This window comes from Methylocystis sp. WRRC1 (assembly GCF_020733155.1).
Lineage (GTDB): Bacteria > Pseudomonadota > Alphaproteobacteria > Rhizobiales > Beijerinckiaceae > Methylocystis.
The window spans coordinates 78,399-104,185 of the sequence record NZ_JAJFZJ010000001.1 but is presented as its reverse complement, the minus strand read 5'-3'; the positions used below and the strand labels follow the sequence as shown (position 1 = coordinate 104,185).

Genomic DNA, 25,787 nt, shown 5'->3' with positions numbered 1-25,787 from the left:
CGACGGCTGTTGATGGCTCAAACTTGACGCCGGGGCCGCTATTCAGTAAACCGTGCTTGCGATTAGTTTTGCGATGTTTTGTCGGGCTCGGGGCGCGCGAACGCTTCGAGCCCGCTGCATTTGCGGTATCGTCCACAGGCTTATCTCCAGAAAAAGTTTGATCGGCGGCGGGCGACTATTCGGCGTCCGCCAGCTCCTTTGTCGTCTCGGGCTCTTGCGCCGCCGCGCGGCTTTCGCCCCCTTCAAGCTTTGCGAATTCGGCCGCCTCGCGCGCCAGAACGTCGCCCGCGATGGCGCGCAACCGTTCCGCGCGGCCGACGCCACGCCGCTTGGCGGATTCCTCCAGCAAGCGAAACCATGGCTTTGGCGCGCGAATCATCATGCATCCGGAATCGACGGGCTCGCGGCCCCTTGGATTAGGGACGCGACGCGGGGCGGGTTTTGCTGGTGTTTGGCTCATATAGCAATTGATCATCAGTATTAGTCAGGAGTCAATACCTTTTTTGCGCAAGATGCTGTTTTTGTTACAGTGTTTTGTCAACCGTATACTTGCACAGTGTCAACCGTCTACTTGTGCAATAAGTAACCGACTTATGCTTCGTCAACCGTCGTTACTTGTCGTCAACCGTGTCTCCCGATGACGAAGACGGAAGGCCGATGACGAAGACCGTCGCCTGATGACACAGCCCGCCAGTCGCAAAACAGCTCGCGAGCGACGCCGCCAGCGTTACTTTTTCGCGGCCAGCTCCCGACCTATTCCCGCAAGCGACTGAAATCATGGGGCTTTCGTCGTCCTGCACATTGTCAGGACAACAATGTGCAGGGCACGCGGCGGCGGCGCGGCAGCGCGGTTCGGCGTGTGCAACTCGGCTCGCAAATTCAGTGTCAACGCGCCAAGGCGTGCGCCCTCGTTGCGTCAGACGGTTGACGCTTGACGAAGACAAAAAATTTCGAGGAAGGTCGCTCTTGCTACGGAAACGAATTCTTCCGCTCTGAAATGTCTGCGATAATCTGAAATATCTGCATATTTCTATGCAGCGTCTTTCAGCGCAGTGTTTTCTTCCTGCTTCACTGAGGCTCGTTTCACGCGGCTCTTACGAACCGCGCCAGCGCGAATCTCTCCACAGGCTGTAGCCGCAGAGCTTGCGGCCATTCGTGCGAGGTTCAATGCCGCGTTGTGATCGCGGTCAGCCTCAAATCCACAGTCGTCGCAATTGAACATCCTTTGCGACAAGGCCAGCATCGGTTTAACGACGCCGCAGCAAGAGCATGTCTTGCTTGACGGAAACCATCTGTCGGCAACCACAACGCGCGAACCATACATGCGCGCCTTGTATTCCAGTTGCCGCCGAAATTCGAAGAAGCCGCCGTCCATGACAGCGCGAGCGACCTTGCCGTTGGCGGCCATGCCGCGCACGTTCAAATTCTCAACGCCGATTGTGCGGTAGGTCTTTGTCAGCCGCGTGGTCAGTTTATGCGTCGCGTCCCTGCGAATATTGGCTATGCGTGCGTGCAGGCGCGCGAGACGGCGCTTTTGCTTGCGGAAGTTGGCAGAGCCACGGCGCTTGCGTGACAGCGCCTTGTTGGCGCGGCGCAACCGCTTTAGAGCGTCCGTGTGCGGCTTCGGTCCTTCGATAATCTCGCCGGTGGAAAGCGTCGCCAACGCCTTCACGCCAAGGTCGACGCCGACGCAATCGAGCGGTTGCGCGACGGGCTTGATATCGTCGGTTTCGATCATCAGCGAAACAAACCAACGGTCAGCCTCGCGCGAGACCGTGGCGCGCTTCAGGACGCCAGAAAAGCGCACTTCCTCGCGCATCCGAACCCAACCGATAACGGGGAGCTTCACCTTGCGGCCGTCGACACGGAACGTCCCGACTTCATTGGCGGCGCAAAAGCTGGCGCGGCCGTCCTTTTTCTTGAAATGCGGATATTTGCCGCGCTTTTCGAAGAACGCGCGAAACGCCGCGCCAAGATCAATAACCGCCTCTTGAACGGCGCACTTGGTTACGTCGAACATCCACGGGAATTGCTCGCGCTTGATGGCGTTCAACTGGCGGCGCAGGCTTGTATCGTTCGGCTTTCCGCCCGCCTTGTATTGCGTTCGCCATTCGGCCAACGCCCAATTATAGGCGAAGCGCGCGACGCCGCTGGCGCGGGCGAAATACTCCCGTTGCGCCTTGTTCGGATCGAGGGCGATTTTATGGGCGAGCAGCATCGTCGCCATTCGCCGCCCTGCCCTTCGTCGCGCCGGCCTTCAACGAACCAAGCGCGCGCGCCTTCAGCCACGCGTCGACTTCGGCGCGGCGGCGATAGTTGCGGCCGTTGATTTTGAGCGGCGGCGGAAAGCCCGTGTTCGGGTCATTATCCCAACGGGCGAAGCTGCGCAGCGAAAACCCCAGAAGCTTCGCGAGCTTCGGGTCGGCGATCAGTTCGAGATTATCGATTTGATGGGCGGTAGACAAAGCAAACCCCTTCCGCGCTGGCGCGCGGCGTCTTCAGTTGGGTTCGCTCCTATCCCCTCATATGGCCGTTCGCGTCGCGGACGCAAGCGGAAAATTTCGTCACGCCGCCAATTCGCGTCGAGCCGCGACCGCTTCGACATGCTCGCCCCACGCGTTCAATGCGGCGCGCTTTTCATCGTCGAATTGATGCTTCTGGTAAACGCCGACGACGCCCGCGAACGATCCGCTAATGTGATTCACCACGCGCTCGATTATCGGCAGGGAAACGCCGAGCCGCGCCATGCCGCTCACCGCCGTGCGCCGCAAATCGTGCAACGCGAACGGCGGCATGGCGTCATCGCCCGACGCCTTCGCCATGGTCGACAATGCGTCGTCTAACCGCCGTTTCGCCCGTGAAAAGCCCGACGGCGGCGTGTCGCCCGAAGAAAACAGAAAGCCCTGCCCGCCGGCGAAAAGCGGCAATGCTGCGATGATTTGCAGGGCTTGCGGCGACAATGGAACGCGATGTTCAAGGCCATTCTTCGAACGTGCGGCGGGAATCGTCCACGTCGCCGACGCAAGGTCGACTTCGGCCCAAGTCATGCCCGCGACTTCGCTGCGCCGCTGGCCCGTCAACGCCAGCAACTTGAACAGCGGCCCGAAGGGGAAACCGAGCCCGCCCGACGCCCGCCAGACAAGCGCAAGTTCGTCATCGGTCAACGCGCGGTCGCGGGAGTTCTCGGCGGCGACGGGTTTGAGCTTGTCGCACGGGCTCGTTTCAATAATTTCGCGCTCAACCGCCCAAGCGCACAATTTCCGAAAGGCGGCCAAGACGCGGTTGCTCAACACGGGCGCGCGTTCCGCCGTTTCTTCAAGCAACCGCCGCGCGTCGCCGCGCGAGACGGTCGACAGCTTGCGGTCGCCCCAGCGCGCGACGATCTCCCGGCGCAGCAACCGTTCCGTCTCCCGCGCCGAATTCGGCCGCGTCTTCGGCTTGACGTGCTTTTCCAAGAAAAGGTCGACGATTTCCGCAATACTGTCGCGCGCCGGCTGTTGCGAAACCTTGGCGGCGGCGACGCGCTCGGCCTTTTGCGCGCAAGGATCGTTGCCGCGCGCGATTTCCGCCCGCGCCTCTTGCGCCAGTCGGCGGGCTTCGGCGAGCCCGATGGCGGCAAGGCCAATGGTCAGGTTCTTGGAACGCCCGCCGAAGCGATAGCGCAGATTGAAGCTTTTCGAACCGTTCGGCCGCACGGTTACATAGAGCCCGTCGCCGTCCAGCGTTTCATAGGGCCGCGCTTTCGGTCGCAGGCTCTCGATTTGTTTGACCGTCAGTTTTTTCGTCAGGCGCTCGGCCATGCGGTTTCCGATGTAACATTGACGTAACGCCCGGACCCTGTCTTCGCGTGTCCGGCCGTGACGGCGACAATGATGGACAACGCCAAATTTTGCAAGTATAAACAGTCAGATCGGTCGCAACGATTGTCGCCTCGCGTCCGGCTGTGTCAGGGTATGACCGCTGATTTGTAATCAGTAGGTCGGGGGTTCGAATCCCTCAACCGGCACCAATGAAATCAAATAGTTATAGGAAAGAGCGCCGGCGGCGCACAGGGCAAATCGCCACCGTGTCGCCACCGGAACGGCCGGACTCTTCCGGCGTGGCGACTTCACGCCGCCATCCGCGCCACGGCGCCGATTGCTGTTCCGACAACGCCGGTTCCGCCCGCTGTCGGCTCGAAGGCGATAGCGCCAGTCGTGACGCCAAGGGCCGCCGCCAGCGACGCGAGTTCGGCATTCGCCTCGTCCCTGTCGTTCCCGACGATCCGAATTTCAACGTCCATGTGCTGCACTCCATAAGAGGAAATTGTCGCCGCCGCGCGATCGGCTGAATCGAAGCACATGCAAATAATTCCGGCAAGCGTCGCTGTAGAAACGCCCAAATAACCAAGCATTGTTGCCTTTGTAGTCTTTGTATTATTTACGGCTCTACAAAAGCGACGAAAAACTATTCTTTGCTGGCCTGCGTCTGCGCCGCGCGAAGTGCTTCGGCGTGCTCCGCAGGCCGCGCGGGGAAATGGACGCCGGGCGGCGGGCCAGGATGAAACTTGGCGCCGTATATGGCGTCGCTCGCGCTTTCGAGTCTCCCGAGGCCAGAAACCGCCGCGGCGACGTACGGCCGGTCGATCGTCACCTTTCGCCGCTGCGCCGCCGCCGCTGCGGCGGGTTCGGCCAAGTGGCGGGCCGCAAGCAGCCGGCTTTCAGGGGACCGCATTCCATCCGCAGCCCACGCGATGAGCGGTTCTGTCGCGCCAACGTCGTGCAGGAGATAGACGTCGTCAATCTCCCGGCAGACGACGTTCTCGACGCGCTCCTGATTCTGGAAAGCGTGAATCTCACATTGCCTGTAGACCGCGATTGCAGGCATTTTCGCCATGGTCACGCCTCCGCCCGTTTCAGCCACACGATGGCGCCGGGCGCGCGGTCCTTCGCCGGCTCGGCTGGCGGGCGGCCCCTGTCCAAAAGAGCCTTCGCCGCAGAGACGCGCGCCGCGTGCGGTGCCGTTTCATCCGCCGCGATCTCTTCGAGAACGGCCACAGGGTCGACTTTTCCGCTCAGGGCGACCGGCTTGCGGGTCTTGCTGCCCTTCGGCCGGCCCGCGCCAGGACGGGCGCCGCCGCGGCCTGATTGCTTCATGGTCTCCATGGTTCACACTCCATTGATTTATTGGAATGTGAATCCTCTTAACATGAAATCGGCAAAGCGCGCATTTTTGATTTTCGGGCGCGTAAACCTCCAGATGAGACCCCTGCCGGTTCCGAGCCCCTTTTCGTCCAGATAATTCGCCCTCCCCCCGGTAGGGGAAGCGGGGCGCCGTGCCGGTCCATCCGCTGTCCCGGTGCCCCATATCAGGCGACATTTGCCGCCTAATTATTGGCCCGTCGCGTCTTCAGAGAGCCCGGCCTTGATGGTCGCGACGGCGGCGCGCAACTCGGCTGGAAGCTGCGCCTCGATGAAGTCCATCGCGCCTGCGTGGTCGGATCCCGACACCCGGCAGCGGTCGTAAAGGTCCGCGATGTGAATCGGCGTCCAATCTTGACCCCATCACCAATGATCATAAACTATTAAATCTAAAATCTTTTTATACGCTGTCGCCGAAAATGATCGGCGTTCAACCGTGACCCCGGTAAACCGCTCAAAACATAATTATTTCATTGCGATACGCGAAATGGAGCGGGGGTCATTGTTGGACGCCGATCCACACCATGACCGTGCCCGCGCCGTTGCGCGGCGAGATCAAGCGGCCGGATTACCTGGTGGGAATCCCCGGCATCGGCCTTGTCGCCTTCGACGTGAAGGCCAAGACCGTCTATCCCGAGGGCCTGATTTTCGACGTGGACGAGGTGCGCAAGCTCCGGGCCCTTGCCCGCCTCTTCCATCTCACGGTGTATTTTGCGTGCCTCGACCCCGAGGGCGGGCCGCACGGCTATTGGGTGCGCCTGGACCAGCTGGACTTTGTTCCGCAACGGCAAGCTGACCCTCGCCCTGCCCTGCGCCGCCGCCCTGCCCGCATCCCGGGAGGAACCGTTCTATTCCGCCTTCGTCCGCGCCGTGGAGCTCGGATAAGGCGTGCCCGTCCGGGCCGCGCTCTCGTACACGGAGCCGCGCCGCGTCTCCGCCCTGCGGGCTTCGATCGCTCACGCGGAAAGCTTATATAAGGGGTGGCCACCCCCGCCTGTCCGCGTCAAGGGCCGCTTCGCTTAAACCCTTGACCCGGCCATTCGGGCGCGGCGATCGGCTCACCGTGCCAAAGCCCAAGTCTGGGCTTTGGCCCTTCTTTTGACGGGGACCCCTGTCAGAAATTCATGTCATCTAATGACATCCAGATTTTTATAAGGTATTGTGGAACTAAAGGAGAACGAGTTATGCCGAATGTGAGCATTGGTAGCCATTTCGAGGAGTTTGTTGAGGCCCAAGTGAAAAACGGCCGATTTCACAATGCCAGTGAGGTCGTGCGCGCGGGCCTTCGGCTTCTAGAGGATCAGGAGCTGGAGCGAGCCGAGAGAGCCGCACGGTTGGCCAAATCCATCAACGAAGCCTTTGACGAGCCAGGAGAAGACATCCCCGCCGATGATGTGTTCGAGCGCCTTGAACGTCAGTATGCTGAGGATATGAAAGCTCCGCGTCGTGGGGCGTAAAGTCGTTTTCCGTGCCGCAGCTGACCGGGACTTAGCGAAGCTCTACAAGGACATCAAAGACAGCCGTGGTGGCGACCCGACTGTCGCAATCAATTACGTCCGACGCATCCGTTCCTACTGCGAAGGGTTTGCCGAATTTCCGGAGCGCGGCTCCAAGCGTGACGACATCCGGCCAGGGCTGAGGATTATCGGGTTTGAGCGGCGGCTGGTGATTGCCTTCATGTTCGACGACGAAAAGGTAAGGATCGGTCGCATTTTCTACGGAGGCCAAGACTATGAGGCTGCCTTGGGCGAGCATGAGTAGAAAGTCTTTTCGCTCAATAGGTTAGGATCATGCCACACCGTTAGGTGAAATGTTGACGGGAAACGTGGTCTTAACTGTGCAATAGCGTGTTGCAGGCGTAAGTTCCCTCCCATTAGGCACTGAGAATTATGAGCGTTATGGATTTCAAATCGATTGTTGCGCCAAGCGGCAGTGGGACAGCGGTGAGCGCCGCGCAGATTTCCCAGGGTCCTATCATCGCGCCCGTGGCGAGGATCAAGCTCTACAACGCCGACGAATGGGAAGCTTTCACGGAGGAATGGGCCTTCTACAGCCTGAAAAAGACCTATCAGGATGTCGTGAGGTTCAGCGGCGCAGGCGATAAAGGCGTCGACGTTGCCGGGTTCACCGACGGGAACGGTTTCAATGGCGTCTGGGATGGTTTCCAGTGCAAGCACTATGACAAGCCGCTCACGCCAGGCATCGCAAAGCCTGAAATCGCGAAGGTCATCTGGTATTCCTTCAACGGAGATTATACGCCGCCCCGCGCCTATTATTTCCTAGGCCCGCAAGGCATAGGCACTAAGCTCAATACGTTTCTGAAAAAGCCTGAATCCCTACGACAAGAAGTCAAATCGACGTGGGATAAGGATTGCCGAACCAAGATCACCGATACGCAGGAAGTCCCGCTTGAAGGCGATTTCCTGGCATATTTCGAGAAATTCGACTTCTCGATTTTCAAGGCGAAGCAGCCGCTTTCCATGATCGACGAAAGCCGCCAGCACAATCCCTTCCACGCGGGGAGATTCGGCGGCGGACTTCCTCCCAAGCCCATTCCTGGCGCGCCCCCGGGCACGATTGGAGCCGATGAAAGTCGCTACGTCGAACAGCTTCTTTCCGCATATGCGGATCACAAAAAGGAACCTGTCCCATCTCCCGCCGCCCTGGAGAAATGGACAGGCCTGAAAAACCATTTCAACCGGCAGCGCGAAGCGTTCTACCACGCCGAAACGCTTCGGGTTTTCGTGCGGGACAAGGTTGAACCTGGGACCTTCGAGCGGCTTCAGGACGAAATCCACGCCGGAGTGGTTGATACCTGCGACGGTCCGCATGGTGACGGTTATCAGCGCGTATGCGCCGTCACCAAGGCGGTGCAGGACCTGCAATTGACGGCGAACCCCATCTCCCCGATTGCACAGGTTCAAGATCGCCATGGCATTTGCCACCAACTCGCGAACGAGGACCGCTTAAAATGGACCGAATGACCGCGCGGACCTTCAATGGCCCGCTTGAAGCGGGCGTCCGATCCGTGGCCTTGCTCGTCGCGGCCTATCCGGCCGCGTACGACATCCGGCAGCTCACGATTTTCGATTATCTACTCGTTCGAACCAGCGAACTTAATGGCCCCGAGAGTCTCCATCCGCCCTCGCCCGTTCAGTCTCCCGACGCGACTGTCCGGCGAAAAATCGTTCAGGCCGGAATCGACTTGATGATTTCGCGAAGCTTGATTTGCCGTGAGCCTTCACTCGCAGGCATCACGTTTGTAGCGGGCGATGCAGCCGCGCCGTTCCTCGATTCCTTGGCCAGTCCGTACTTGGAGCGCATGAAGGAGCGCGCCGATTGGATCGCGGCCTATTTCAAGGATCGACCACAGGAAGCGGTTGCGGAGACCGTCCAGCAGATCTTCGATAAATGGGTGGCGGAATTCCAGGATCTGGAGCGCAGCTGGGGGGCAAGCGCGTGACCCAGGGAATACGTATCCGGCATCTCACGTTCACCGGGCCACTCAAGCCCGCCGCCACGATTGAATTCAGCCCTGGGATGAACGTGCTGTATGGCGCGTCCGATACCGGCAAGTCCTTCGTCGTGAACGCAATCGACTTCATGCTGGGCGGAAAAGGGCCTCTTCCCGATATTCCGGAGCGGGAGGGCTATGACCGCGTTCTTCTCGGCATCGAGAACCTCGGCGGTGAAAGCTTCACCATCCATCGTAGTGCAAGCGGCGGGGCATTCACGCTTTTCAACGGCCTTTTTCAAGCGTTTCCGGATGTTCCAGGTTGCGAGCTTCGCGAGCAGCACAGCGACGCGAAAGACGACAATCTATCGAGCTTTCTGCTCGAACAGGTTGGTTTGAAAGGAAAGCGGCTCAGAAAGAACGCTCGGGGGGAAACGGTGAGTCTCAGTTTCCGCCACTTGGCGCGTTTGGCGATCGTGGACGAGGAAGAAATCATCCAAAAACGCTCGCCCCTTTCTGATGGAAACAGAGTGGTCGACACAGCGAACGCATCGACCTTCAAACTCTTGCTCACCGGGGCCGATGACAGCGCCCTTTCGGGGCGAGGAGACGACCCCGCCAACCAGTCGCGGGGCGCACAGATCGATCTTCTGAACGACCTGATTGTTGACTACCAGAAACAAATCAAAGGACTCTCTGGTCCCGCCAAGGAGCTTGAGGAGCAGTCTGAAAAGCTCGAAGCGACAATCGAACGCCATGCCGAGCAACTGAACGCGACAGAAAATGCGTTTCGCGAGGCGACGGCCAATCGCCGGGCGCTACGAAAGAATTGGGACGCCGCCAATGAACGTTTGGCGGAGATCGAGATTCTTGAAGAACGTTTCTCGCTCCTCAACAAGCATTACCAGTCCGACCTGGAGCGGTTGAGGGGCATCGAAGAGGCGGGGACGCTTTTTAGCAGCCTAGAGACCGCTGCCTGCCCCTTGTGTGGCGCGGACCCTTCACACCAGGAACTCCATACCGACTGCAACGGCAACACGGAGCTTGTCGTTTCGGCCGCGCGCGCGGAAATCGCCAAGATCGAACAGCTTCAAAGGGAGCTTGGTGAGACCGTAGCCCAGCTGTCTGCCGAGCGACGCTCGTTGGAAATCAGAGTCCCACGGATGCGGGAAAAGCTGGACTCCATCGCTTCGTACGTCGAGACCCAGATCGCTCCCAACTTGCGGTCTATGAGGGGCACTTATGCCGAGCTCTCCAACAAAAAGGCGGAAGTGCGGGAATCCTTGGGTCTCTATCGCTCTTTACAAAGCTTCGAAGAGCGCAAAGCAGCTTTGGAGCGTGAGGTTCAGAAGGCGGTAGGCGGTTCCGCCATCGATGAGGATTTACCCACATCTGCCGTGGACAGGTTTTCCGTGCAGGTGTTGGACCTCTTGAAGGAATGGCACTTCCCGAACATTCAACGCGTCCACTTTGAGAAATCGGAGCGCGATCTCGTTATCAACGGCAAAAACCGAACCTCTTTCGGCAAGGGCCTGCGTGCCATCACGCAATCGGCCTTCACCATTGGCCTTCTCGAATATTGCCGGAGCAATAACACCCCACATCCAGGCTTTGTGATTTTGGACTCGCCCCTGCTTTCCTACCGACCGGAAATCAATGACGACGGCGATGAGAGCTTGAAAGAAACGGATGTTAAATCGCAGTTCTACGAATACCTCGCGAAGACCCCGGAAGACCGTCAGGTGATTATCATCGAGAACACTGACCCGCCCGAAGCAATCCAGGAGCTTGAACAAGCGATCGAATTCACCCGCACGCTTGGTGTGGGCCGCCCCGGCTTTTTCCCGCTCAAACCCGAGACTGCCACCACAACGCAAAGCGAAGGACTGGCTTAATGCCGGTTGCTCAATTGGAGCTTCTAACGGGCGAGACGCTGGAAATCATTTATCTCCGCAAGCTCCCTGCTCTTGGGGATTTGATATATCTGCATTCCGTCCGCACCGGCCGCGCCACGGAGACGGTCGAGAAGCTCTACCAGGCAATGGCCCCGATTTATGCGGGACACCTTGCTCAAAGCGTGACGCCAGGCTTTGACGCGATCGTATCGCCCCCCAGCGAACGCGCGGACGCGGACGTTTACCGAAACGCCCTTATCGGGAAGACGACGGCTTTGGACCTGACCGAGCGCTTTTCCCGGAAGTGAACCGCCCCGGATTTGCCGGAGGCCGTCTTGTTTGAGTCACGCCGCCATGGCGGGCTCTTCGATTTGCGCATAGTAGCGCGCTTCGGCCTCGGCCGGAGGAATGTTTCCGATCGGCTCCAGCAATCTCTTTTTGTTGAACCAGTCGACCCATTCGAGCGTGGCGAACTCCACCTGCTCGAGGCTGCGCCACGGTCCGCGCCGCCAGATCAATTCGGCCTTGTAGAGCCCGTTGATCGTCTCGGCGAGCGCATTGTCGTAAGAGTCGCCGACGCTGCCGACCGAGGGTTCGACACCGGCGTCCGCAAGTCGCTCCGTGTATTTGATCGAGACATATTGCACGCCGCGGTCGCTGTGATGAACGAGACCGCCGCGAACAGGCTGCCGATCGTACAACGCTTGTTCGAGCGCATCGAGCACGAAGGGCGTCTGCGCCGAACGCGAGACTCGCCAGCCGACAATCCGCCGGGCGAAGACGTCGATAACGAAAGCGACATAGACGAAGCCCTGCCAGGTCGCGACATAGGTAAAGTCGGCCACCCACAGCCGGTTTGGCCTATCCGCCGCAAACTGTCGGTTCACCTTGTCTCTCGGACACGGCGAGTTGCGGTCGCTCACAGTGGTTTTTGCCGGCCGACCGCGCACGACGCCCTGCAAGCCCAGGCGCCGCATGAGCCGCTCCACCGTGCAGCGCGCGACATCCTCCCCCTCGCGCCGCAGCTGCCGCCACACTTTCCGGGCGCCGTAAACGGAGAAGTTCTCCGCGAACACACAGCGGATCTTCTCGCTGAGCGTCCGGTCCCGACGCCCGCGCGTCGACAGCTTCGTCTCATCGCGCCGCTGCGCTGCATGCCATCGATACGTCGACGGGGCGATCGGCAAAACCTTGCAGATCGGCTCGACCCCGTAGCTCTCCCGATGCTTGTCGATGAAGGCAATCATGGTTTCGACCGGCGGTCGAGCTCCGCCTGGGCAAAATACGCCGAGGCCTTCCGCAAAATCTCATTGGCCTGCCGGAGTTCGCGGTTCTCCCGCTCCAGCGCCTTCAGCCGCGCCCGTTCGTCCGACGTGACGCCAGCGCGCGAGCCGGCGTCTCGCTCCGCCTGTCGGACCCAGCCGCGAAGCGTCTCGCCCGTGCAGCCGATCTTCCCGGCAATCGAGGCGATCGCCGCCCATTGCGACGCGTGGTCCCCCTGGTGCTCCAGCACCATCCGAACCGCCCGCTCCCGAACTTCAGGTGAAAATCTGTTCGATGTCTTCTTCTTCGCTTCCATAGCCCCAGTCTCTCAAGAGTTGGGGCCTCCGGCAAATCCGGGGCGGTTCAGAAGGGTAAGGTCAAAGCGTCCACTGCCTCGTCCGTCCAAGAGGTTGTCGACGAGTTTGACTACGCCGCTCAAGGAGACGAGTCGGAAATCAATTCATTGCTGATCGTCGACGAGTCGGTGGCGAGCGGAAAAACCGTCGCTGCGGTTTTGGAGCATTTGCGGCACGCGGGTTTGCCCGGGGACTGCAAGATTATGGTCGCCGCTCCCGCATGGCTGAAAGAGTGACTTAAGCCGCGCTACCATTCATCATCGAAGGCCGGGGTGTGAATCGGCGTCCAATCTTGACCCCATCACCAATGATCATAAACTATTAAATCTAAAATCTTTTTATACGCTGTCGCCGAAAATGATCGGCGTTCAACCGTGACCCCGGTAAACCGCTCAAAACATAATTATTTCATTGCGATACGCGAAATGGAGCGGGGGTCATTGTTGGACGCCGATCCACAATCGCGGAGGAGCTGAGCCAGCATTTCACCAGCGTGCCACCCTACCGTACTGTTGACAATGTTCTCGCGGGGTTTATTCAAGCTCTAAGACAAGTATAAGAGCTAATTTAATGGAGAACTCATGAGCGAACATTCTTCCCAAATTACTGGAATCCAAGCCGCATTTATGCAGTTCGATAGGCGTGCGGAAAAAGTCTCCCTTGATATTCTCACGCAAACATTTGTGGATGCGGAGCCGCTCTTCATCCAGCTTTCGAGCAAAAACAATCAGGTCCTCTATGGGCGTAGGGGCACAGGAAAAACGCACGCGTTGAAATTCCTAGCGGAAACTATCGCAAAGAACGGTGATGTTCCGCTTTACATCGACCTTCGTACGGTCGGCTCGAATGGGTCTATCTATTCCGACCCTACCCGCCCACTTGCGGAGCGAGCAGCTCGCCTAATCACCGATGTTCTTGAAGCGCTCGAAGCGGAGTTATTTAACCTTGCCGTAGAGCAGGTCGAGAAAGCGCTCAACCCTGAGCAAATTACGATAAGACTGGATGATCTGAGAACCGCAGTCAGTTCGGTTCAGGTAAGGGGAACAGTAGAAAAGCAGGAAGCCACGAAGAACGCTTTGAACGGAGGAGCGGAAACAAACGCCTCTCTTACCATTTCAAAAAATGAAGGGGCTGGGTTCAATTTTTCAGCTAAGGCGACTGAACAATCATCGGCCACTCAAGAAGGAAGCCTAAAACAAACCGGCCAGATGACAATTAGTCTGGACTTCGGCACGCTTCAATCCGCGCTCAGCGGTCTGATCACAGTCATCGGAAATCCGAGGATTTGGCTGCTCATCGATGAATGGAGCGAGATTCCTCTTGATCTGCAACCGTTCTTGGCTGACTTGCTGAGGCGGACTGTGCTCCCTCAGGAACGCATTATCGTGAAGATTGCGGCGATCGAACATCGCTCTCATTTTGCTGTATGGAAGGAACGCGCGGATTTCATAGGCATAGAGATTGGTGCTGATATGACCGCAGACATTAACCTAGATGACTTTGTCGTGTACGACGTTGATCAAACCCGAGCAATTCGTTTTTTCAGCAATCTGATATACCGGCACTATAAAGTCAGCGATAAGGCAACGGAACAAGTAGACTCGCCGGATGCTCTCATTTCAGAGGCATTCACACAATCTGGGGTTTTTCAAGAGTTTGTAAGAGCCGTTGAAGGAGTGCCTCGCGATGCGCTGAATTTAGCGGCCACTGTTGCGCGCATCGCTTACGGCCGACGCATATCTATTGACGACGTACGCAGGGCCGCTCGCGAATGGTACCAGCAAGACAAAATGTCCGCGACAAAGAGCAATCCCAGGCTCGCTCACGCTCTCAGCTTCATTATCTCCGAGGTTATCGAAAACAGACGGACTAGGGCATTCCTATTCCCATCGGGGAGTTCCAAGCAGGAAATCGACTATCTTTACGATGCGAGACTGCTTCATATTCTTAAGAAAAGCATTTCATCGAACGATGAACCAGGGAAGCGATATGATGTCTATAAAATCGACTACGGCTGCTACGTCGATCTCATCACGACGTCAAAGGCTCCACAGGGCTTACTGGCTGGCGATGATTCTACGCCATTCGTAGATGTCCCCCCTGACGACTACAGATCAATTAGACGCGCAATCCTCCGCCCCGAGGACCTGAGAAAAGCTCTTTCCGCTGAGGGTGAGGGTGGCCCTACAAGCTAACAAGTCCTTTTGATAGCAAGGCGTCTATCATAAATTGAGACGTCCGCAGCTGCCCCGCGCATTCACTGGGATGACGCTTTGCTGTCGCGGAAGCCTCATTGAACATTCACTGGCGCACAAGACGGCCCCGACGGTTGCCTCGGTTCTGGCATATGAACCTCCGCCCCGTAGATTCGCTTGAGAGCATCACGGAGCCGCGTTCGGGGTGAAGGACCGAAGTCACCGCGTCACTGAATTCGCCCCAACTCATATCGTCCGGCCTCTCTAGGACGAGAGTGTGAATCGGCGTCCAATCTTGACCCCATCACCAATGATCATAAACTATTAAATCTAAGATCTTTTTATACGCTGTCGCCGAAAATGATCGGCGTTCAACCGCGGCCCCGGTAAACCGCTCAAAACATAATTATTTCATTGCGATACGCGAAATGGAGCGGGGGTCATTGTTGGACGCCGATCCACAACCATCTGCGATTCCACCTCTCGGCGAGCGCCTGCAACTGCGCGCGCGACGCGCGGCGCGGTCGAGAGGCGCGCAAGACGTCGAAGGGGTCGAGTCGCTCCGCCTGTGTCGGCGACGCGGAGGGCGCGGGGCGTCGGGTCGCCACCGGTGGTGATGGTGATGGTGATGATGATGATGTTATTGTTGTTCGCGGCAGGCGCAGAATAAGACGACCGCCGGGACCGCGGCGCTTCGAATCGAGATTTAGAGCCATTGTTTCTCGCCAGTGGGGGGAGGTGGGACGCGGTTGCTACTCGACGCTAAACGACGACGTGCCGAGTCGTGCCGAAAGGTAACTGTTTGTTTTTGCGCCGCTTAAGCACCTTCGGCGCCTTCGGCGCCTTTTTCGGCTATACCGGCATATGGGGGATAAGGGCGCTGGGGCTTTGTTCCGCTTCCCTCCCCCCTTCCTGCTTCCTTTTCTCCTCTCTATTATTTTAGGTGACGAAGGTGACGAAGGTGCCGAAACATAGTAAAATTAGTTAGTTATGCTTCGGCACGTCGTCGGCACGTCGTTACTCAAAACGGCCCTTCTGGGTCGTCTTCAGGGATTGAAGCGCAGCGTCCACCTTCTGGCGCGCCCACGGTCACGCGCGCGGCGATGCCAATCGAACGCTTGACCAGCCGCGCGAGTTCTTCGCCGTTCGGGATGTAGAAGCCGCGATGGTGCCGAACGCCGTCTTTGATGATGTCGCGAACACGGGAACTTTCGCCCAAGATTCTCGACAGCGCCTTACCGAAGGCGTCGCGGCTTTCCATGCGTCCGCCTTGCTCTCGCGCCGCTCCGGCGTATGCCGCGTAAAGGTCTGCGGAAGGATGGGCTTCTCCTAGCTCCAGCCGCAAGTGTCGTCTGCGCGCGCCGTTCTCATAGGATTCAATGAAGCCTTGTTCGGCGCACGACAACAACCATTGATGGATACTAGACGCGCTTCGGATTTGCTGTTCGGCAAGTTCGATCGTTCGGGGCATTTGGCGAGGGTGCCAAGTCCCAAGCTTTCGACGCTGCAGATAATTCAGCAATTGCCCGTATCCGCCGGCCTCCAAGTCGGCATAAATTTTATTGAACCATGATCGGTCGCCGACTTTCTCTTCCGAGACTTCGCAAACAAACCAGCGGCGCGCATCCTTCCCCGCCTTGATCGCCCATACGTGGTTTGTCGTCAGTATTGCGTGAAGCCGGTTCGGAACTTGATACGCTTTTCGCCCTTTCGGATTTATCCGCAAACTCGCGCCCGTTATGGCGTGCTGCATCCGGTCGGCGGTCTTTGGGTCGCCTGCGAACAAACTTTCTTCCATTTGCAAAAACGATGTAAATTCGAGGTCGTCGACATGGCGACCAACGATTTCCTCCGGGTCAGAAACTACCGCGGCGTGCTTTCCAAAAATAACGCGCAGCACGTCAGAAGCGGTCGTCTTGCCCGAGCCCTCCGCTTCGCTCTTCAAAACGATAACCGTTTCCGCGCGCTTCTCCGGGTTCTTTACGGCCCATGCCATCCAGCGAATGATGTAGCGATATTTTCGACGGTCGCGGCGCGAGATAACGATCCACAAATGCGCGAGGAATGATTTTATCTTGTCGCGTCCTTGAATCGGCGCGACGCCGAATCCACGCCAGAAATTGTATTCATCTATGCGCGCTTTCCGGTGCGGGTCGAAAATTGCGCGACGGATCGGCGGGCGCTTCGGATTCCTCATCCACCACCCTGCCGCAGCGTAAAAATGCTCTTCCTCTTCTGCGTCCACGACACGAACAAAAACGTTCGAAAGATATTTCTCGAACGATCCAGCCGCCATCGTGTGATCTTCGCCCTTGGCGTCACGATGCACAATGTTCACTTCGCCTTCGCGGTCGCAAAGGGCGAAACGCGCGGAAATTGCCGGGAGCAATTCCTCTTCCTCATAGTTGCCGCCGGGAATGTCCGGCAGGCCGTCCAACACCGCGACGGGTGCCAAGCCGCGTCCACCAGCACCGCCGCCGTCGTCGTCGACGCTGAAAATTTCGCGGTAAATGGGGTCACGCATCATGGCGCGCCGAATTTCGGCCTGCAACGTCGAGTCGTCGTCGTCTATTGGAACGCCCGCGAAAGCCTTTTTAGCCTCAGCCCGTGAAACTTCGTGGCGCAGATCGGCCAGGCCGAAATGTTCGAGCGCGGCCTTTATGTGCGACAAGTCGGAGGCGACGCTTTCGATGCTATCCCAAAACGCGCCATCCTTTTCAGCATCGCCGCCGCCGTCCCAGCTCCCGCACCAGTCCAACCATTCGCCGTAAGCAGCGCCGCCGGATGCAGCGAAGACCGCGAATCCGAATTTCGTCCATGTGTCGCGCGCGTCGAAATATCCTTTGTCGTTCGGGATCGCCCGCAGGATTCTCACAACAAGATCATGCGGCAGAAGCGGGTCGACCGCCGCGGCGCCCTTCGGCCCTTCTTTCTTCTGCCCGATAATTTTGAAAAGCCGATCGGGCAGGACGGGAATCGTCCCGCTAGTGAAAGCCTCAATTAGCGTCGGCGCGCTGGGCGCCGCCCTGTAGACGCCTTTCGCGTTAATAGAGCCCGGCAACGCCACCAGGCCCCCATCGCCCCGAACGTCGATTTCAGCGGGCAGGCCGCGGGTCGAATTACCGATACGGGCGCCTGCCGGCTGCCGGAAGAAATAATGCTCGCTGCCGCTCGGGGATAGTGTGACCGGCATTCCGCGGAAGTCTTTTGCAGGGTCGATTCCGAGGTCAGCGAAGAGCCGCTGCAAGTTGGCGACGCCATCGGCGCGGCCCGGTTTTTTGTCCGCGTCCAAAACGACAAGATCGTTCGCGCCCGCGTGCATTCCGACCATTGTTGCCCGCGCGGCGAAAGAAGAGTTTAGGAACCAGTTGCGAAGCGTTGTTTCGTCGGTCGTTCCATGCTCTTTCCAGCCGGTAATGCACGGAATCTTGTCGGCGCTTAGTGGGAAAACCTTTATTCCAATCGCGGCATATTCCAGCGCGACGGAAAGGGCGCGCTCGTTTGCGGGAGCGGTCGCCGCAGGGGGAAACGGATTGATTTTCGAGGCAAGTTCCGCCATACCATATCATCCTTAGTGTGTGTGGAAGAGAGCTTGGGGCGCGCCGTCAAGACCGGCGCGCCCTTCGCTTTTCAGGCCGCAAAGGAGCGGCTCGTCAGGTTGACGAGTTCGCCTCTCATCCGGCGCCAGAGCGCGCTCAAAAGCTTCGGGAATGTTACCGCCCAGGACTAAGCCGCTCCGCGCGACGAACCACAAATCTTCCCGCTGCGCTGGCGTCAGGTTCGGGCCAAAAAGCAGAAAAATTGGCGTGCGAGCCTTTCTTGCGGCGCCGAGTTCAAAGATCGTGCCAAAGCAGTCCGTCTCGTTGATGTATGAAAATACGAAGTCGGCGCCCGCAATCCGTGCGAGCGACGCCTGAAAGACGCACTCCCTCGTCGTTTCCACGTCCTTCGTAACTTCGGTGCAGTCGTTATGCCCGGCGCCGTGCGTCGCCGGCCCATGGGCGCAGCCATGATCGCACGCAACGAAGAACGGGCCATGGTAGAGGAAACCGCCGCAATCGACGGCGTAGTTAGGATCAAAGACGCGCTTCAAATCGTTGATGTCGCTTCCTCCTACGGAAGCGGGCCGGTTGCGCCCGAGAGCGGCCATACGCCAGTCGCCGGCGCCGTGACTGATTTTTCCGGCAAAATAGACGCGCGGCCGGGCGCACCAGATGTTCTCAGGTTCCATGACTGTTTTCCGTGTTGCGGGGAAGAGAGCTTTTACGTCTTACGGCTGACGTAAATTCAAGCCGCCTCGGTCTGCGAGGTAGACCGGCGCGTGCGCTTCGCTATGAACTTCTCGACGGCAGGGGCGGGATAGCGCACCTTGGCGCCCATCTTCGTAAACTCCGGCCCGTCGCCGGACATCCGCCACTTGGCGAGCGTCGATTCAGAGACGCGCAGGCGGCCCGCCGTCTCATGCGGCGTCATGAGGATCGCGGGATTTTCAGCTTCGCCGATTTTCTGCATGGCCATTCCCTTCATTGCGCCGGGGCGGCGCGGAATGGCTGTCTATTCAGGGCATAAAACCGGAATCCGCAACAGAATAAAATCCAAACAAATCGCCCTATTTGCTTGGACGGGAGGAAAAGCGCCGCTCATAGGTCTTCGCGACCTTCTGGACGTGTGACCGCGCGACGGAAAACTCCTTGCACAGATCGTCGACCACGGCCTTTCGCGGTTCGCCGGCGCTGATTCGCGCGATCAGCGCGTTAGCAATATTCGAGTCCCGCACGGCGCGGCCTATTCGCTGCGCCTGATCCTTTTTCTCCCCCTTGCCGCGACGCTCTTTCAGGTCGACGCGGAAACTTGATTTGGCGTCTTGGTCGAAAAGGTCGGCGAGTAGTTTTCGCGTTCCTGGCGGGAGCGGCTCATCGGATCGCAGCAACGCGATGAGGCGCGCGACGCGCTCCCGCATAGGCGCCTTCTCATTGTAGATGTCGGCGAAGATTCTCGCGGCGATGTCTTCCGTCATTCGCCGCGGCCTTTCCGGCGCAGCGGCGTCACCTTGCCGTCCCCTGCCCCGTCCATTGCCGCAGCAATCATGGCGCCGATCGTATCAGCGGCGCGACGCAACGGGTCTGCGGCCACATGGCTGTAACGGTGCGTTGCCGCGGGCGTGGCGTGACCAAGCAACCGGCCAATGGTGGGGAGGCCAAGCGACGCCCCTGCCCCGACGCTCGCGAAGCTATGCCTCAAATCGTGAAGCCGCACGCCTTCTAAGCCCGCTATACGCTTCACGCGCGCCCAAGGCTTATTGAGGTCTGCGCGAGGTTGCCCCGGCCTCGCGCCCGTTATGATGTAGGGGTTGCCCTCAATGCGGGGCAAACCGGCGAGCACGGCTTGCGCGGGCGCAGAGAGATAGAGAGGCTTTCGACCGGTCTTGCTATCGGCCAAGAAGATGACGCCGCGCTCGCCGTCGAACAGCGACCATCTCGCCTTCAAGATTTCCTGAAGGCGGGCGCCGGTCAGGATCAGGAGCTTAATCGCGGCAACGGCGCCGGGGTCGACGCCCTCCCGCTCGCATAGGCGCAGCGCGTCCCCGAGTCGCGCGAGTTCACCCGTCGAGAGGTATCGCTCTCGCGCCTGTTCGCGGAAAGCTTCGATCCTCTTGGCGGGATTGTATCCTTCAGGGACAAGGCCGCGCGTTTCGGCCCAAGCGTACATCTTGCGCCACGCCGCCAAATGGCGATTTGCGAGATAGGGAGTCGCCCGCATAGACGAATGCAGCGCGGCGAGTTGCGCGCGGGTCAACGCTTCAGCCTTAAGCGAGCCGTGCGCCGCCCTCAGCTTCTCCAAACCGGCTTTCGCCGATATGGCGCTGGCGGGCTTCAGCTTGCCGTCAACGTGCTCCGCAACGAAGGCGTCTATCAGGCCAGCGACGGTCAGCGCGTCGCGCTTGTCGGCCTTCTCCGCCGCAGGGTCAGCCCCTAGCGTCACGCGGGCCAGAAGCTCGGACGCCGCACGGCGGCCTTGCTCTGGCGTGAGCGCGCCCATCTTGCCGAGCGTGACCCGCTTCTTTGCGACGCCGCGCCCGCCGCCATCGGGGCGGTATTCGACCACCCAGCTTTTGACGCCGCTCGGCATGACGCGAAGGCCAAAGCCGGTCAGATCGGCGTCATAGGCGATATAGGGCTTGGCTCGTGGTTGGAGCGCGTCGACTACCCGTTTCGTGAGTCTTTCAGAAATCATTTTGCAATCACTCGGTCGCTCGTGTCGCCACCGTGTCGCCACCGTAAAGACATTGGGAGGAACGGCGCGGAATAGCTATGAACGGGATTCGCCGGAAAAACAAGGATTTTTGAATAGCGCGGAATAGCCGTCAATGGTTGGAAATGGCGCGAAATGTGATTTGTAATCAGTAGGTCGGGGGTTCGAATCCCTCAACCGGCACCAATGAAATCAATAAATTATGAAATCAGAAAGAGCGCCAAATTCTCCTTGGTGACCGGTGCTGCTCACAGCGGCGCGCCAACGATTTTTGGAACCGCTGGCGCATCTTGTTCTAATCGTAACCTACATCGTCATGTGAGCCTGAGCATTGGCTCATCCTGGAGGATCGGCTATCGCGCCCCTGCTTGGCCGAGTTCGAGATTCGTGCCGATTGCCTTCATCGCCAGCCGCTGCTCATTGGGCGCGGGCTGCTCGGTCCATAGCGCAAGGAAGCCGGATTTCGTCGCCACGACGCGCGGATGAGTGGCGGTGATTTTCAGCGGCGACAGACGCTTGGCCTCCGTCCAGCTGGCGCCGTCGTCGGAGGAGGTCGCTGCGTAGATGGCGAGCGTGCCGTCATTCGCTTCCGGATCGACCATGTCGAACACCGCGGCGAGCCGGCCTTCCTTGCCGATCGCAATGTCGCCATGCGTCGCGGATTCATCGCCGAGCCGTTGCGGCTCCGACCAGCTCTTGCCGCCGTCGGCGGATTTGAGGTGATAGAAGCCGGCGTTTTCTTTCTTGCGCGTTCCGACGACGGCGTGAATTTCAGGGGTCTTGCCGCCCCGGATGGCAAGACCCCCGCCAATATGCGGACAGCCGGGGAAATCCCAGCCAAAGGCGCCGACCGTGGAGAGCCGAGTCCATTGACGGCTCTTCGGGTCGACGACGCCGATCGCCATGTCGGAGGGCTGCTTGTCGCGGTAAAGCACATAGAGATTCCCGGCGGCGTCGGCCTTGCTCGTCGTCCAGCAGCAGGCGCAGGAGGCGATGTCGAGCGTGAGGTTCTTTGACCAGCTCGCGCCCGCGTCGGTCGAGAAGGCGTAGCGCAGGCCCTGCGCGCCCGGCGCAGGCGGCGGCCCGTCACGGCTGTCGAGCCAGGCCGCATGCAGCGTCCTGCCGTCGGACGACAGGGTGAAGAAGGAATGCGGCCCCCTGGGCCAGTCCGCCGGACCGGCGAGCGGGGTCCAGGTCTTGCCGCCGTCCTCGGAGCGCGCGGCGATCATCGGCCCCGCCCCGCCGTGCGGATTGTCCGCCACATGGCTCATCCACATGGCGACGAGCTTGCCGTTGACCGAAGCGAGGCGCGCGTCGGAGCCACGCGTCACTGTCGCGCCAGCGCCGGGCGGCCCTTGCACCTCGACCTCCTTCGACCAGCTCTTGCCGTCGTCGGTCGAAATCTGGTGCCAGATCGTCGTCCCGCTTCCCGAATGTTTGCCGGTGAGGAGATGCAGCTTCGCGCCGTCTGCGACGACGTCGAGGCTGACCACGCCGTCAGGCAATCGCATGACATGCCTGGCGTGGTCGCCGCCGGCGCCCTGTTGCGCCGCGGGCGCCGCTCCCGCGGCGGCGGGAGGCGGTTCCCCCGCCGGCCGCGCCTCTTCGGCGAGGACCGGCGCCGCGATCAACGCCGCCGCGACTGCGATCGACGCAAGCCGCGCGTTTCTGACTACGGCCGCATATGGTCCAAATTCCAATGCACGCATGATAGCCTCCTCAATACCGCCGCACTTTGTCTGGCTTCAGGCTAGCGCAGCCGCTCAGTAGGTCAACTTCAGCCCCGCCGTGAAATAGGCGCCCGGATTGACTGTGAACTGATAGTAGCGGCCGAGCATGTTGTTCCCCGCCACATAGAGCTCGGTGTATTGCGTCGGTTTCCAGGAGACGCGCGCGTCGAGCTGCCAGAAGCGGTCGAAGCTGCCGTAGACCCCGCGCACGAAGTCCGCGTTGGTCGCGAGATCGAAACTGTCCGCCGTGTAGCGCCCGGTGAGCGTGCCGGTCCAATCCTGATAGTTCGCCTCTAGCGACGCGTTGAAAAGATAGCGTGGCGCGTTTTGAAGGCGTTTACCGACCGTGTCGGGCTGGTCGGGCGCCTCCAGCGTCAAGGCGTCGAAGACATTAGTGTAAGTCACGTAAGCGGTCAGCCAGTCGGTGAGCGTCTGCGAACCGGTGATCTCGAAGCCGCGCACGAGCGCCTCGCCCGAATTCACCGTCGTCGACCATGTCTGAATGATGGTGGGCGCTGGCAGGCGCTTCACGGAATTATAGTCGGAGAGCCAGCTTTCGAAGAAAGTCGCCTTTGCGAAAGTTCCCGTCTGCTTGAAATATTGCTCGTAGCCGACTTCCCAGGAAATCGCCGTCTCCGGCTTCAGATTGGGATTGGAGAAGGAACGCACGTTGCCGCGCGTGCTGTCGACATAGAGCGCATTGAGCACCGGCGCGCGGAAGGCGCGCCCCGCCGACGCGCGCAGAACGCCGTCTTCCCAGGGCATATTGGCTACGAGCGAGACTTTCGGATTGAAGTTCACCACGTCCTGACCGCTGAAGTTATCGTAGAAGCCCGCGCCGGAGCGCACGCCGCTCGTATGCCACCAGTCGACGCGACCGCCGAGATAGGCGGTGAGCCAGGGCGTCACCTTGATCTCGTCCTGCGCGAAGCCCCAGACGAAACGTGACTCGGCCTGCATGCTGCTGGTGAACGCCGTCGACGAGCCGAAGTTCGTCCAGTTGTTGACGTTGAACGCCTGAAAGGCCGCCGTGCCCCGGTCGACGCCCACACCCGTCGTGACATGATGCGCGAAGAAGGGGATGAACTTCGGCGAGAAGGTGTATTGAACGTTCGCGCTGAGCAAATTCTGCGGATAGTTGTTGTAGACGCCCGCGCCGCCGAGCGCCCAAGCGTTGGAATTGGGCGCGACGGAGGGCGTCGTGAAGCGGTAGACGCGCGCCATGTTGTTGACGTTGAGCTTGATTTCCGAGTCTTCGGAGATCTTGTGCTTCGCGAAGAAATAGCTCGTCAGCGTCGATTCATAGGCGAGGCCGGCGCCGAGCACGGCCGCGGGGGTCAGGCGGTTTTGCGGCGCGACGGACGCGTTGTAGCGCAGATAGCTCGACAGAGGCGCATAGCTCTCGAAAAGTCCCTGCATCGAGTTGTTGAGGAAATAGGTGACGCCCGCGCCGAATTTCGTCGCCTGATCATAGTCGTAATAAAGCTTGAGATGGGCGTTCACGGATCGCCATTTGGCCTGGCCCTGCTCGCCGAGGCTCCAGATCGGCTGCCCCTGCGCTGTTACCGTCGGAACCGCGCCAGCGACAAAAGGCGGAACGAGCGTGCGCTGAATGATGTTGTCGCGGAATCCCTCGCTGCCCTCCCAACGGCCGCCGGCGCTCCAGCCGACTCCGTTTGCGAGCCGGTCACGATAGATGACGTCGCCAGCCTGTCGCGAGAACTCGCCGAACGACGTTTCGCCGCGGGCGATGATTTCGCGTTTCTCGGGAATCTTGCTGAAGGCGCGAACAACGCCGCCATAGGCGTTCGCGCCATAAAGCGCCGATGACGCGCCGGGGAGCGTCTCGATGCGCTCGATGTCGTCCATGAAATATTGGGAAAAGTTGAACGTCCCGAACATCGGGTCGTTCATGATCTGGTCGTCCATCAGGAACAGCGTACGCTGCGTGCCTGAAATGCCGCGGAACGAGAAGCGGCTCGCGCGGTTCGCCGAGGGCGCCGTATAGCCGAGGCTCGCGCCCCAGGAATAAATACCCGGCGCGTCGCGCAGAATGGCGCCAATGCGCGGAGCGTCGCGGCGCTGGATGTAATTCTCGCTGAAGACAGTAAGATCGCCGGGCGCTTCGCTCACCTTCTTTTGTGTGCGCGTCGCGGTCTCGACGATAATCTCCTTTTCCTGCACCGGCTGGGCGGACGCGGAAGACGGCCCCGATCCGTGCGTTCCGGAGCCCCCGCTATGACCGGCCGAGGGTGTGCGAGAAAGACCCGGACGCGCCGGACCGATGCTGATGGTCGGCAGCGCCTGCTGGGCGTAAGCGATGGAATCGAAGGCGCAAAGAAGGGCGACGACGGACGCGCCGCCGCGCAGAAAACGCGGTAAGGTCATGGGAATTCTCCTGCGGCTTGTCAGGGCCGCGCGTGCGGGATTATCGGCGCGGCGCGCGAGGCGCCGCAGTCACGCTGTCAGGAGAAGAAAGGAGGCGCGCGGGACGACCAACTGCTCGCCCAGCCGATCAGGCGTGGCGACGCGTCATCGTAGTTGGCGTAGGCCGGTTCCCGGGCCTCGCGCGCGGGATCGAGGGTCAGCGTCGCAAGGACGAAAGCGAGGACGACCATGGCGTCTCGCGATTGCCCCTGACAAAGAAGGCAGCAATCGTGCTGCGAATGACCGGCTTTCCCCGATGGGTTCCCGGCGTCGTCATGGCAGAACGGGCTCGCGAGGAACATCGCCGCCGCCGCGACAGTTTCCGTATTTTGCGAGGACGTCCCCGGAGCGACCAGCGGCGAGAGCATCGCCTGGAATACGAGCGACGCCGCACACGCGAGGGCCAGAAGCGCCCCGCGCGTAACTTTAGCTCGATTCTTGATGATCTGCCGCATGACGATCGAGTGCCAGATTGTCGACAAAATAGTCAAGTTCACGCCATGCGGAAATCGAAAAGCGCTCGAAAATTTTCAATGCCTGTTGCGCATGCGTCACAGTTGTGAACTGCCCGAAGTTGACAATATCACGGACACAACTCTACCTTAGCGATATGAATGGCGGCGTTCACAGGAGCTTGAGGCTTGGCTTTGCAGCGCTTTACGCGCTTGCGACGCTCCTGATCGCCGTTATCGTAGCCTCCCCCGGTCACGCTGAATCATCCGCCGGCATTGGGGCCGGCGACAGCGCGGCGACTCTTTGCGCGAGCCACGAATCGCCGGATGGAGAGCGCAACGGAGCGTCGACTTGTTGTGACGCCTGCCAAATCACTCATGGCGTCGACCTTCCCGCGCCGTCGCCCGCCATCACGGTGATCCAGCGCGAGATCGCTACGCGCCTTTGCTTCCTCCAGCAATTCGGCCGCGTGGCGGACGCCTCGCCCGACGACCTGCGCTCCCGCGCGCCGCCCACACCCCTCATCTGACCTTCCTTACATCGCCGAAGCCACCTCCCCGATTTTGCGTGGGGACGGCTTCG

General features: G+C 59.8%; 26 protein-coding genes and 1 other annotated feature. Of the genes, 10 read left to right on the top strand and 16 right to left on the bottom strand.

Features of this window, described 5'->3' with window-relative positions:
- Positions 1–175: 175 nt before the first annotated feature.
- The 7 genes from LG047_RS00510 to LG047_RS00480 all read right to left on the bottom strand — a co-directional run bounded on the left by LG047_RS00510 (position 176) and on the right by LG047_RS00480 (position 5,144).
- A complete protein-coding gene (locus LG047_RS00510) occupies positions 176–382 on the bottom strand; it encodes a hypothetical protein (protein ID WP_227964426.1) in 207 nt (68 codons plus the stop codon).
- 648 nt (positions 383–1,030) lie between these two features.
- On the bottom strand, positions 1,031–2,227 hold the full coding sequence (locus tag LG047_RS00505; RefSeq protein ID WP_227964423.1) for a transposase: 1,197 nt from the start codon (positions 2,225–2,227) through the stop codon (positions 1,031–1,033).
- On the bottom strand, positions 2,202–2,465 hold the full coding sequence (locus tag LG047_RS00500) for an AlpA family transcriptional regulator (protein ID WP_227964420.1): 264 nt from the start codon (positions 2,463–2,465) through the stop codon (positions 2,202–2,204). Before LG047_RS00500 ends, LG047_RS00505 begins: the two co-directional genes overlap by 26 nt.
- Before the next feature lie 99 nt (positions 2,466–2,564).
- Positions 2,565–3,800: a site-specific integrase gene (locus tag LG047_RS00495; protein WP_227964417.1), complete on the bottom strand. Its 1,236-nt coding sequence runs from the start codon at positions 3,798–3,800 to the stop codon at positions 2,565–2,567.
- 308 nt (positions 3,801–4,108) lie between these two features.
- The gene (locus tag LG047_RS00490; protein WP_227964414.1) at positions 4,109–4,282 is read right to left on the bottom strand and encodes a hypothetical protein; all 174 of its coding nucleotides are present in this window, start codon (positions 4,280–4,282) and stop codon (positions 4,109–4,111) included.
- Between the two features lie 164 nt (positions 4,283–4,446).
- Positions 4,447–4,875 carry a hypothetical protein gene (locus LG047_RS00485; RefSeq protein ID WP_227964412.1) on the bottom strand — a complete coding sequence of 143 codons (429 nt, stop codon included), beginning with the start codon at positions 4,873–4,875 and terminating at the stop codon, positions 4,447–4,449.
- A 2-nt stretch (positions 4,876–4,877) separates the two neighbouring features.
- Positions 4,878–5,144, bottom strand: a complete 267-nt coding sequence (locus LG047_RS00480; RefSeq protein WP_227964409.1) for a hypothetical protein — start codon at positions 5,142–5,144, stop codon at positions 4,878–4,880.
- A 560-nt stretch (positions 5,145–5,704) separates the two neighbouring features.
- On the opposite strand from LG047_RS00480, the gene LG047_RS00475 reads away from it, so the two are divergent.
- The 7 genes from LG047_RS00475 to LG047_RS00445 all read left to right on the top strand — a co-directional run bounded on the left by LG047_RS00475 (position 5,705) and on the right by LG047_RS00445 (position 10,837).
- Complete coding sequence (locus LG047_RS00475) at positions 5,705–6,157, top strand: hypothetical protein (RefSeq protein ID WP_227964406.1); 453 nt, start codon at positions 5,705–5,707, stop codon at positions 6,155–6,157.
- 207 nt (positions 6,158–6,364) lie between these two features.
- Positions 6,365–6,637: a type II toxin-antitoxin system ParD family antitoxin gene (locus tag LG047_RS00470; RefSeq protein ID WP_227964403.1), complete on the top strand. Its 273-nt coding sequence runs from the start codon at positions 6,365–6,367 to the stop codon at positions 6,635–6,637.
- The gene (locus LG047_RS00465) at positions 6,627–6,941 is read left to right on the top strand and encodes a type II toxin-antitoxin system RelE/ParE family toxin (protein ID WP_227964401.1); all 315 of its coding nucleotides are present in this window, start codon (positions 6,627–6,629) and stop codon (positions 6,939–6,941) included. The genes LG047_RS00470 and LG047_RS00465 overlap by 11 nt, the downstream gene beginning before the upstream one ends.
- Before the next feature lie 128 nt (positions 6,942–7,069).
- Positions 7,070–8,164 (top strand): ABC-three component system protein, encoded by a 1,095-nt coding sequence (locus tag LG047_RS00460; protein ID WP_227964400.1) that lies wholly within the window; start codon positions 7,070–7,072, stop codon positions 8,162–8,164.
- On the top strand, positions 8,152–8,643 hold the full coding sequence (locus tag LG047_RS00455) for an ABC-three component system middle component 2 (RefSeq protein WP_227964398.1): 492 nt from the start codon (positions 8,152–8,154) through the stop codon (positions 8,641–8,643). The genes LG047_RS00460 and LG047_RS00455 overlap by 13 nt, the downstream gene beginning before the upstream one ends.
- On the top strand, positions 8,640–10,529 hold the full coding sequence (locus tag LG047_RS00450) for an AAA family ATPase (RefSeq protein WP_227964397.1): 1,890 nt from the start codon (positions 8,640–8,642) through the stop codon (positions 10,527–10,529). Before LG047_RS00455 ends, LG047_RS00450 begins: the two co-directional genes overlap by 4 nt.
- Positions 10,529–10,837 (top strand): hypothetical protein, encoded by a 309-nt coding sequence (locus LG047_RS00445; RefSeq protein ID WP_227964395.1) that lies wholly within the window; start codon positions 10,529–10,531, stop codon positions 10,835–10,837. Before LG047_RS00450 ends, LG047_RS00445 begins: the two co-directional genes overlap by 1 nt.
- 36 nt (positions 10,838–10,873) lie before the next feature.
- On the opposite strand, the gene LG047_RS00440 is transcribed toward LG047_RS00445, so the two are convergent.
- Positions 10,874–12,108, bottom strand: a protein-coding gene (locus LG047_RS00440; RefSeq protein ID WP_227964392.1) for an IS3 family transposase whose coding sequence is annotated in 2 segments (ribosomal slippage) — positions 10,874–11,811 and positions 11,811–12,108 — 1,236 coding nt in all. Because the reading frame shifts where the segments join, the coding sequence is not laid out codon by codon here.
- Positions 11,702–11,818: a sequence feature (AL1L pseudoknot), on the bottom strand. (Overlaps the previous gene by 117 nt.)
- A 147-nt stretch (positions 12,109–12,255) precedes the next feature.
- On the opposite strand from LG047_RS00440, the gene LG047_RS00435 reads away from it, so the two are divergent.
- Together LG047_RS00435 and LG047_RS00430 are read left to right on the top strand one after the other, a co-directional pair.
- Positions 12,256–12,384 (top strand): phosphoribosyltransferase, encoded by a 129-nt coding sequence (locus tag LG047_RS00435; protein WP_227964390.1) that lies wholly within the window; start codon positions 12,256–12,258, stop codon positions 12,382–12,384.
- Between the two features lie 345 nt (positions 12,385–12,729).
- Positions 12,730–14,343 (top strand): hypothetical protein, encoded by a 1,614-nt coding sequence (locus tag LG047_RS00430; RefSeq protein WP_227964388.1) that lies wholly within the window; start codon positions 12,730–12,732, stop codon positions 14,341–14,343.
- 1,021 nt (positions 14,344–15,364) lie between these two features.
- Here the strand turns inward: LG047_RS00430 and LG047_RS00425 are convergent.
- From LG047_RS00425 to LG047_RS00390, 8 genes are all read right to left on the bottom strand, one after another.
- The gene (locus LG047_RS00425; RefSeq protein WP_227964386.1) at positions 15,365–17,902 is read right to left on the bottom strand and encodes a bifunctional DNA primase/polymerase; all 2,538 of its coding nucleotides are present in this window, start codon (positions 17,900–17,902) and stop codon (positions 15,365–15,367) included.
- Positions 17,903–17,914: 12 nt separating this feature from the next.
- Positions 17,915–18,574 (bottom strand): hypothetical protein, encoded by a 660-nt coding sequence (locus tag LG047_RS00420; protein ID WP_227964383.1) that lies wholly within the window; start codon positions 18,572–18,574, stop codon positions 17,915–17,917.
- A 56-nt stretch (positions 18,575–18,630) separates the two neighbouring features.
- Positions 18,631–18,861 carry an AlpA family transcriptional regulator gene (locus LG047_RS00415; RefSeq protein ID WP_227964381.1) on the bottom strand — a complete coding sequence of 77 codons (231 nt, stop codon included), beginning with the start codon at positions 18,859–18,861 and terminating at the stop codon, positions 18,631–18,633.
- Between the two features lie 91 nt (positions 18,862–18,952).
- Entirely contained in the window at positions 18,953–19,360 is a 408-nt protein-coding gene (locus LG047_RS00410; RefSeq protein ID WP_227964377.1) for a hypothetical protein, read from the bottom strand.
- Positions 19,357–20,577 (bottom strand): site-specific integrase, encoded by a 1,221-nt coding sequence (locus LG047_RS00405; protein WP_227964375.1) that lies wholly within the window; start codon positions 20,575–20,577, stop codon positions 19,357–19,359. The genes LG047_RS00410 and LG047_RS00405 overlap by 4 nt, the downstream gene beginning before the upstream one ends.
- A gap of 371 nt (positions 20,578–20,948) precedes the next feature.
- On the bottom strand, positions 20,949–22,304 hold the full coding sequence (locus LG047_RS00400) for a sialidase family protein (protein ID WP_227964372.1): 1,356 nt from the start codon (positions 22,302–22,304) through the stop codon (positions 20,949–20,951).
- 54 nt (positions 22,305–22,358) lie between these two features.
- Positions 22,359–24,713, bottom strand: a complete 2,355-nt coding sequence (locus tag LG047_RS00395; protein WP_227964370.1) for a TonB-dependent receptor — start codon at positions 24,711–24,713, stop codon at positions 22,359–22,361.
- Positions 24,714–24,790: 77 nt separating this feature from the next.
- Positions 24,791–25,243, bottom strand: coding sequence for a DUF2946 family protein (locus LG047_RS00390; RefSeq protein ID WP_227964367.1), 453 nt, complete (start codon positions 25,241–25,243; stop codon positions 24,791–24,793).
- Between the two features lie 143 nt (positions 25,244–25,386).
- Here LG047_RS00390 and LG047_RS00385 point away from each other — a divergent pair, with 143 nt between their 5' ends.
- Positions 25,387–25,734: a hypothetical protein gene (locus LG047_RS00385; protein WP_227964364.1), complete on the top strand. Its 348-nt coding sequence runs from the start codon at positions 25,387–25,389 to the stop codon at positions 25,732–25,734.
- Positions 25,735–25,787: the final 53 nt, after the last annotated feature.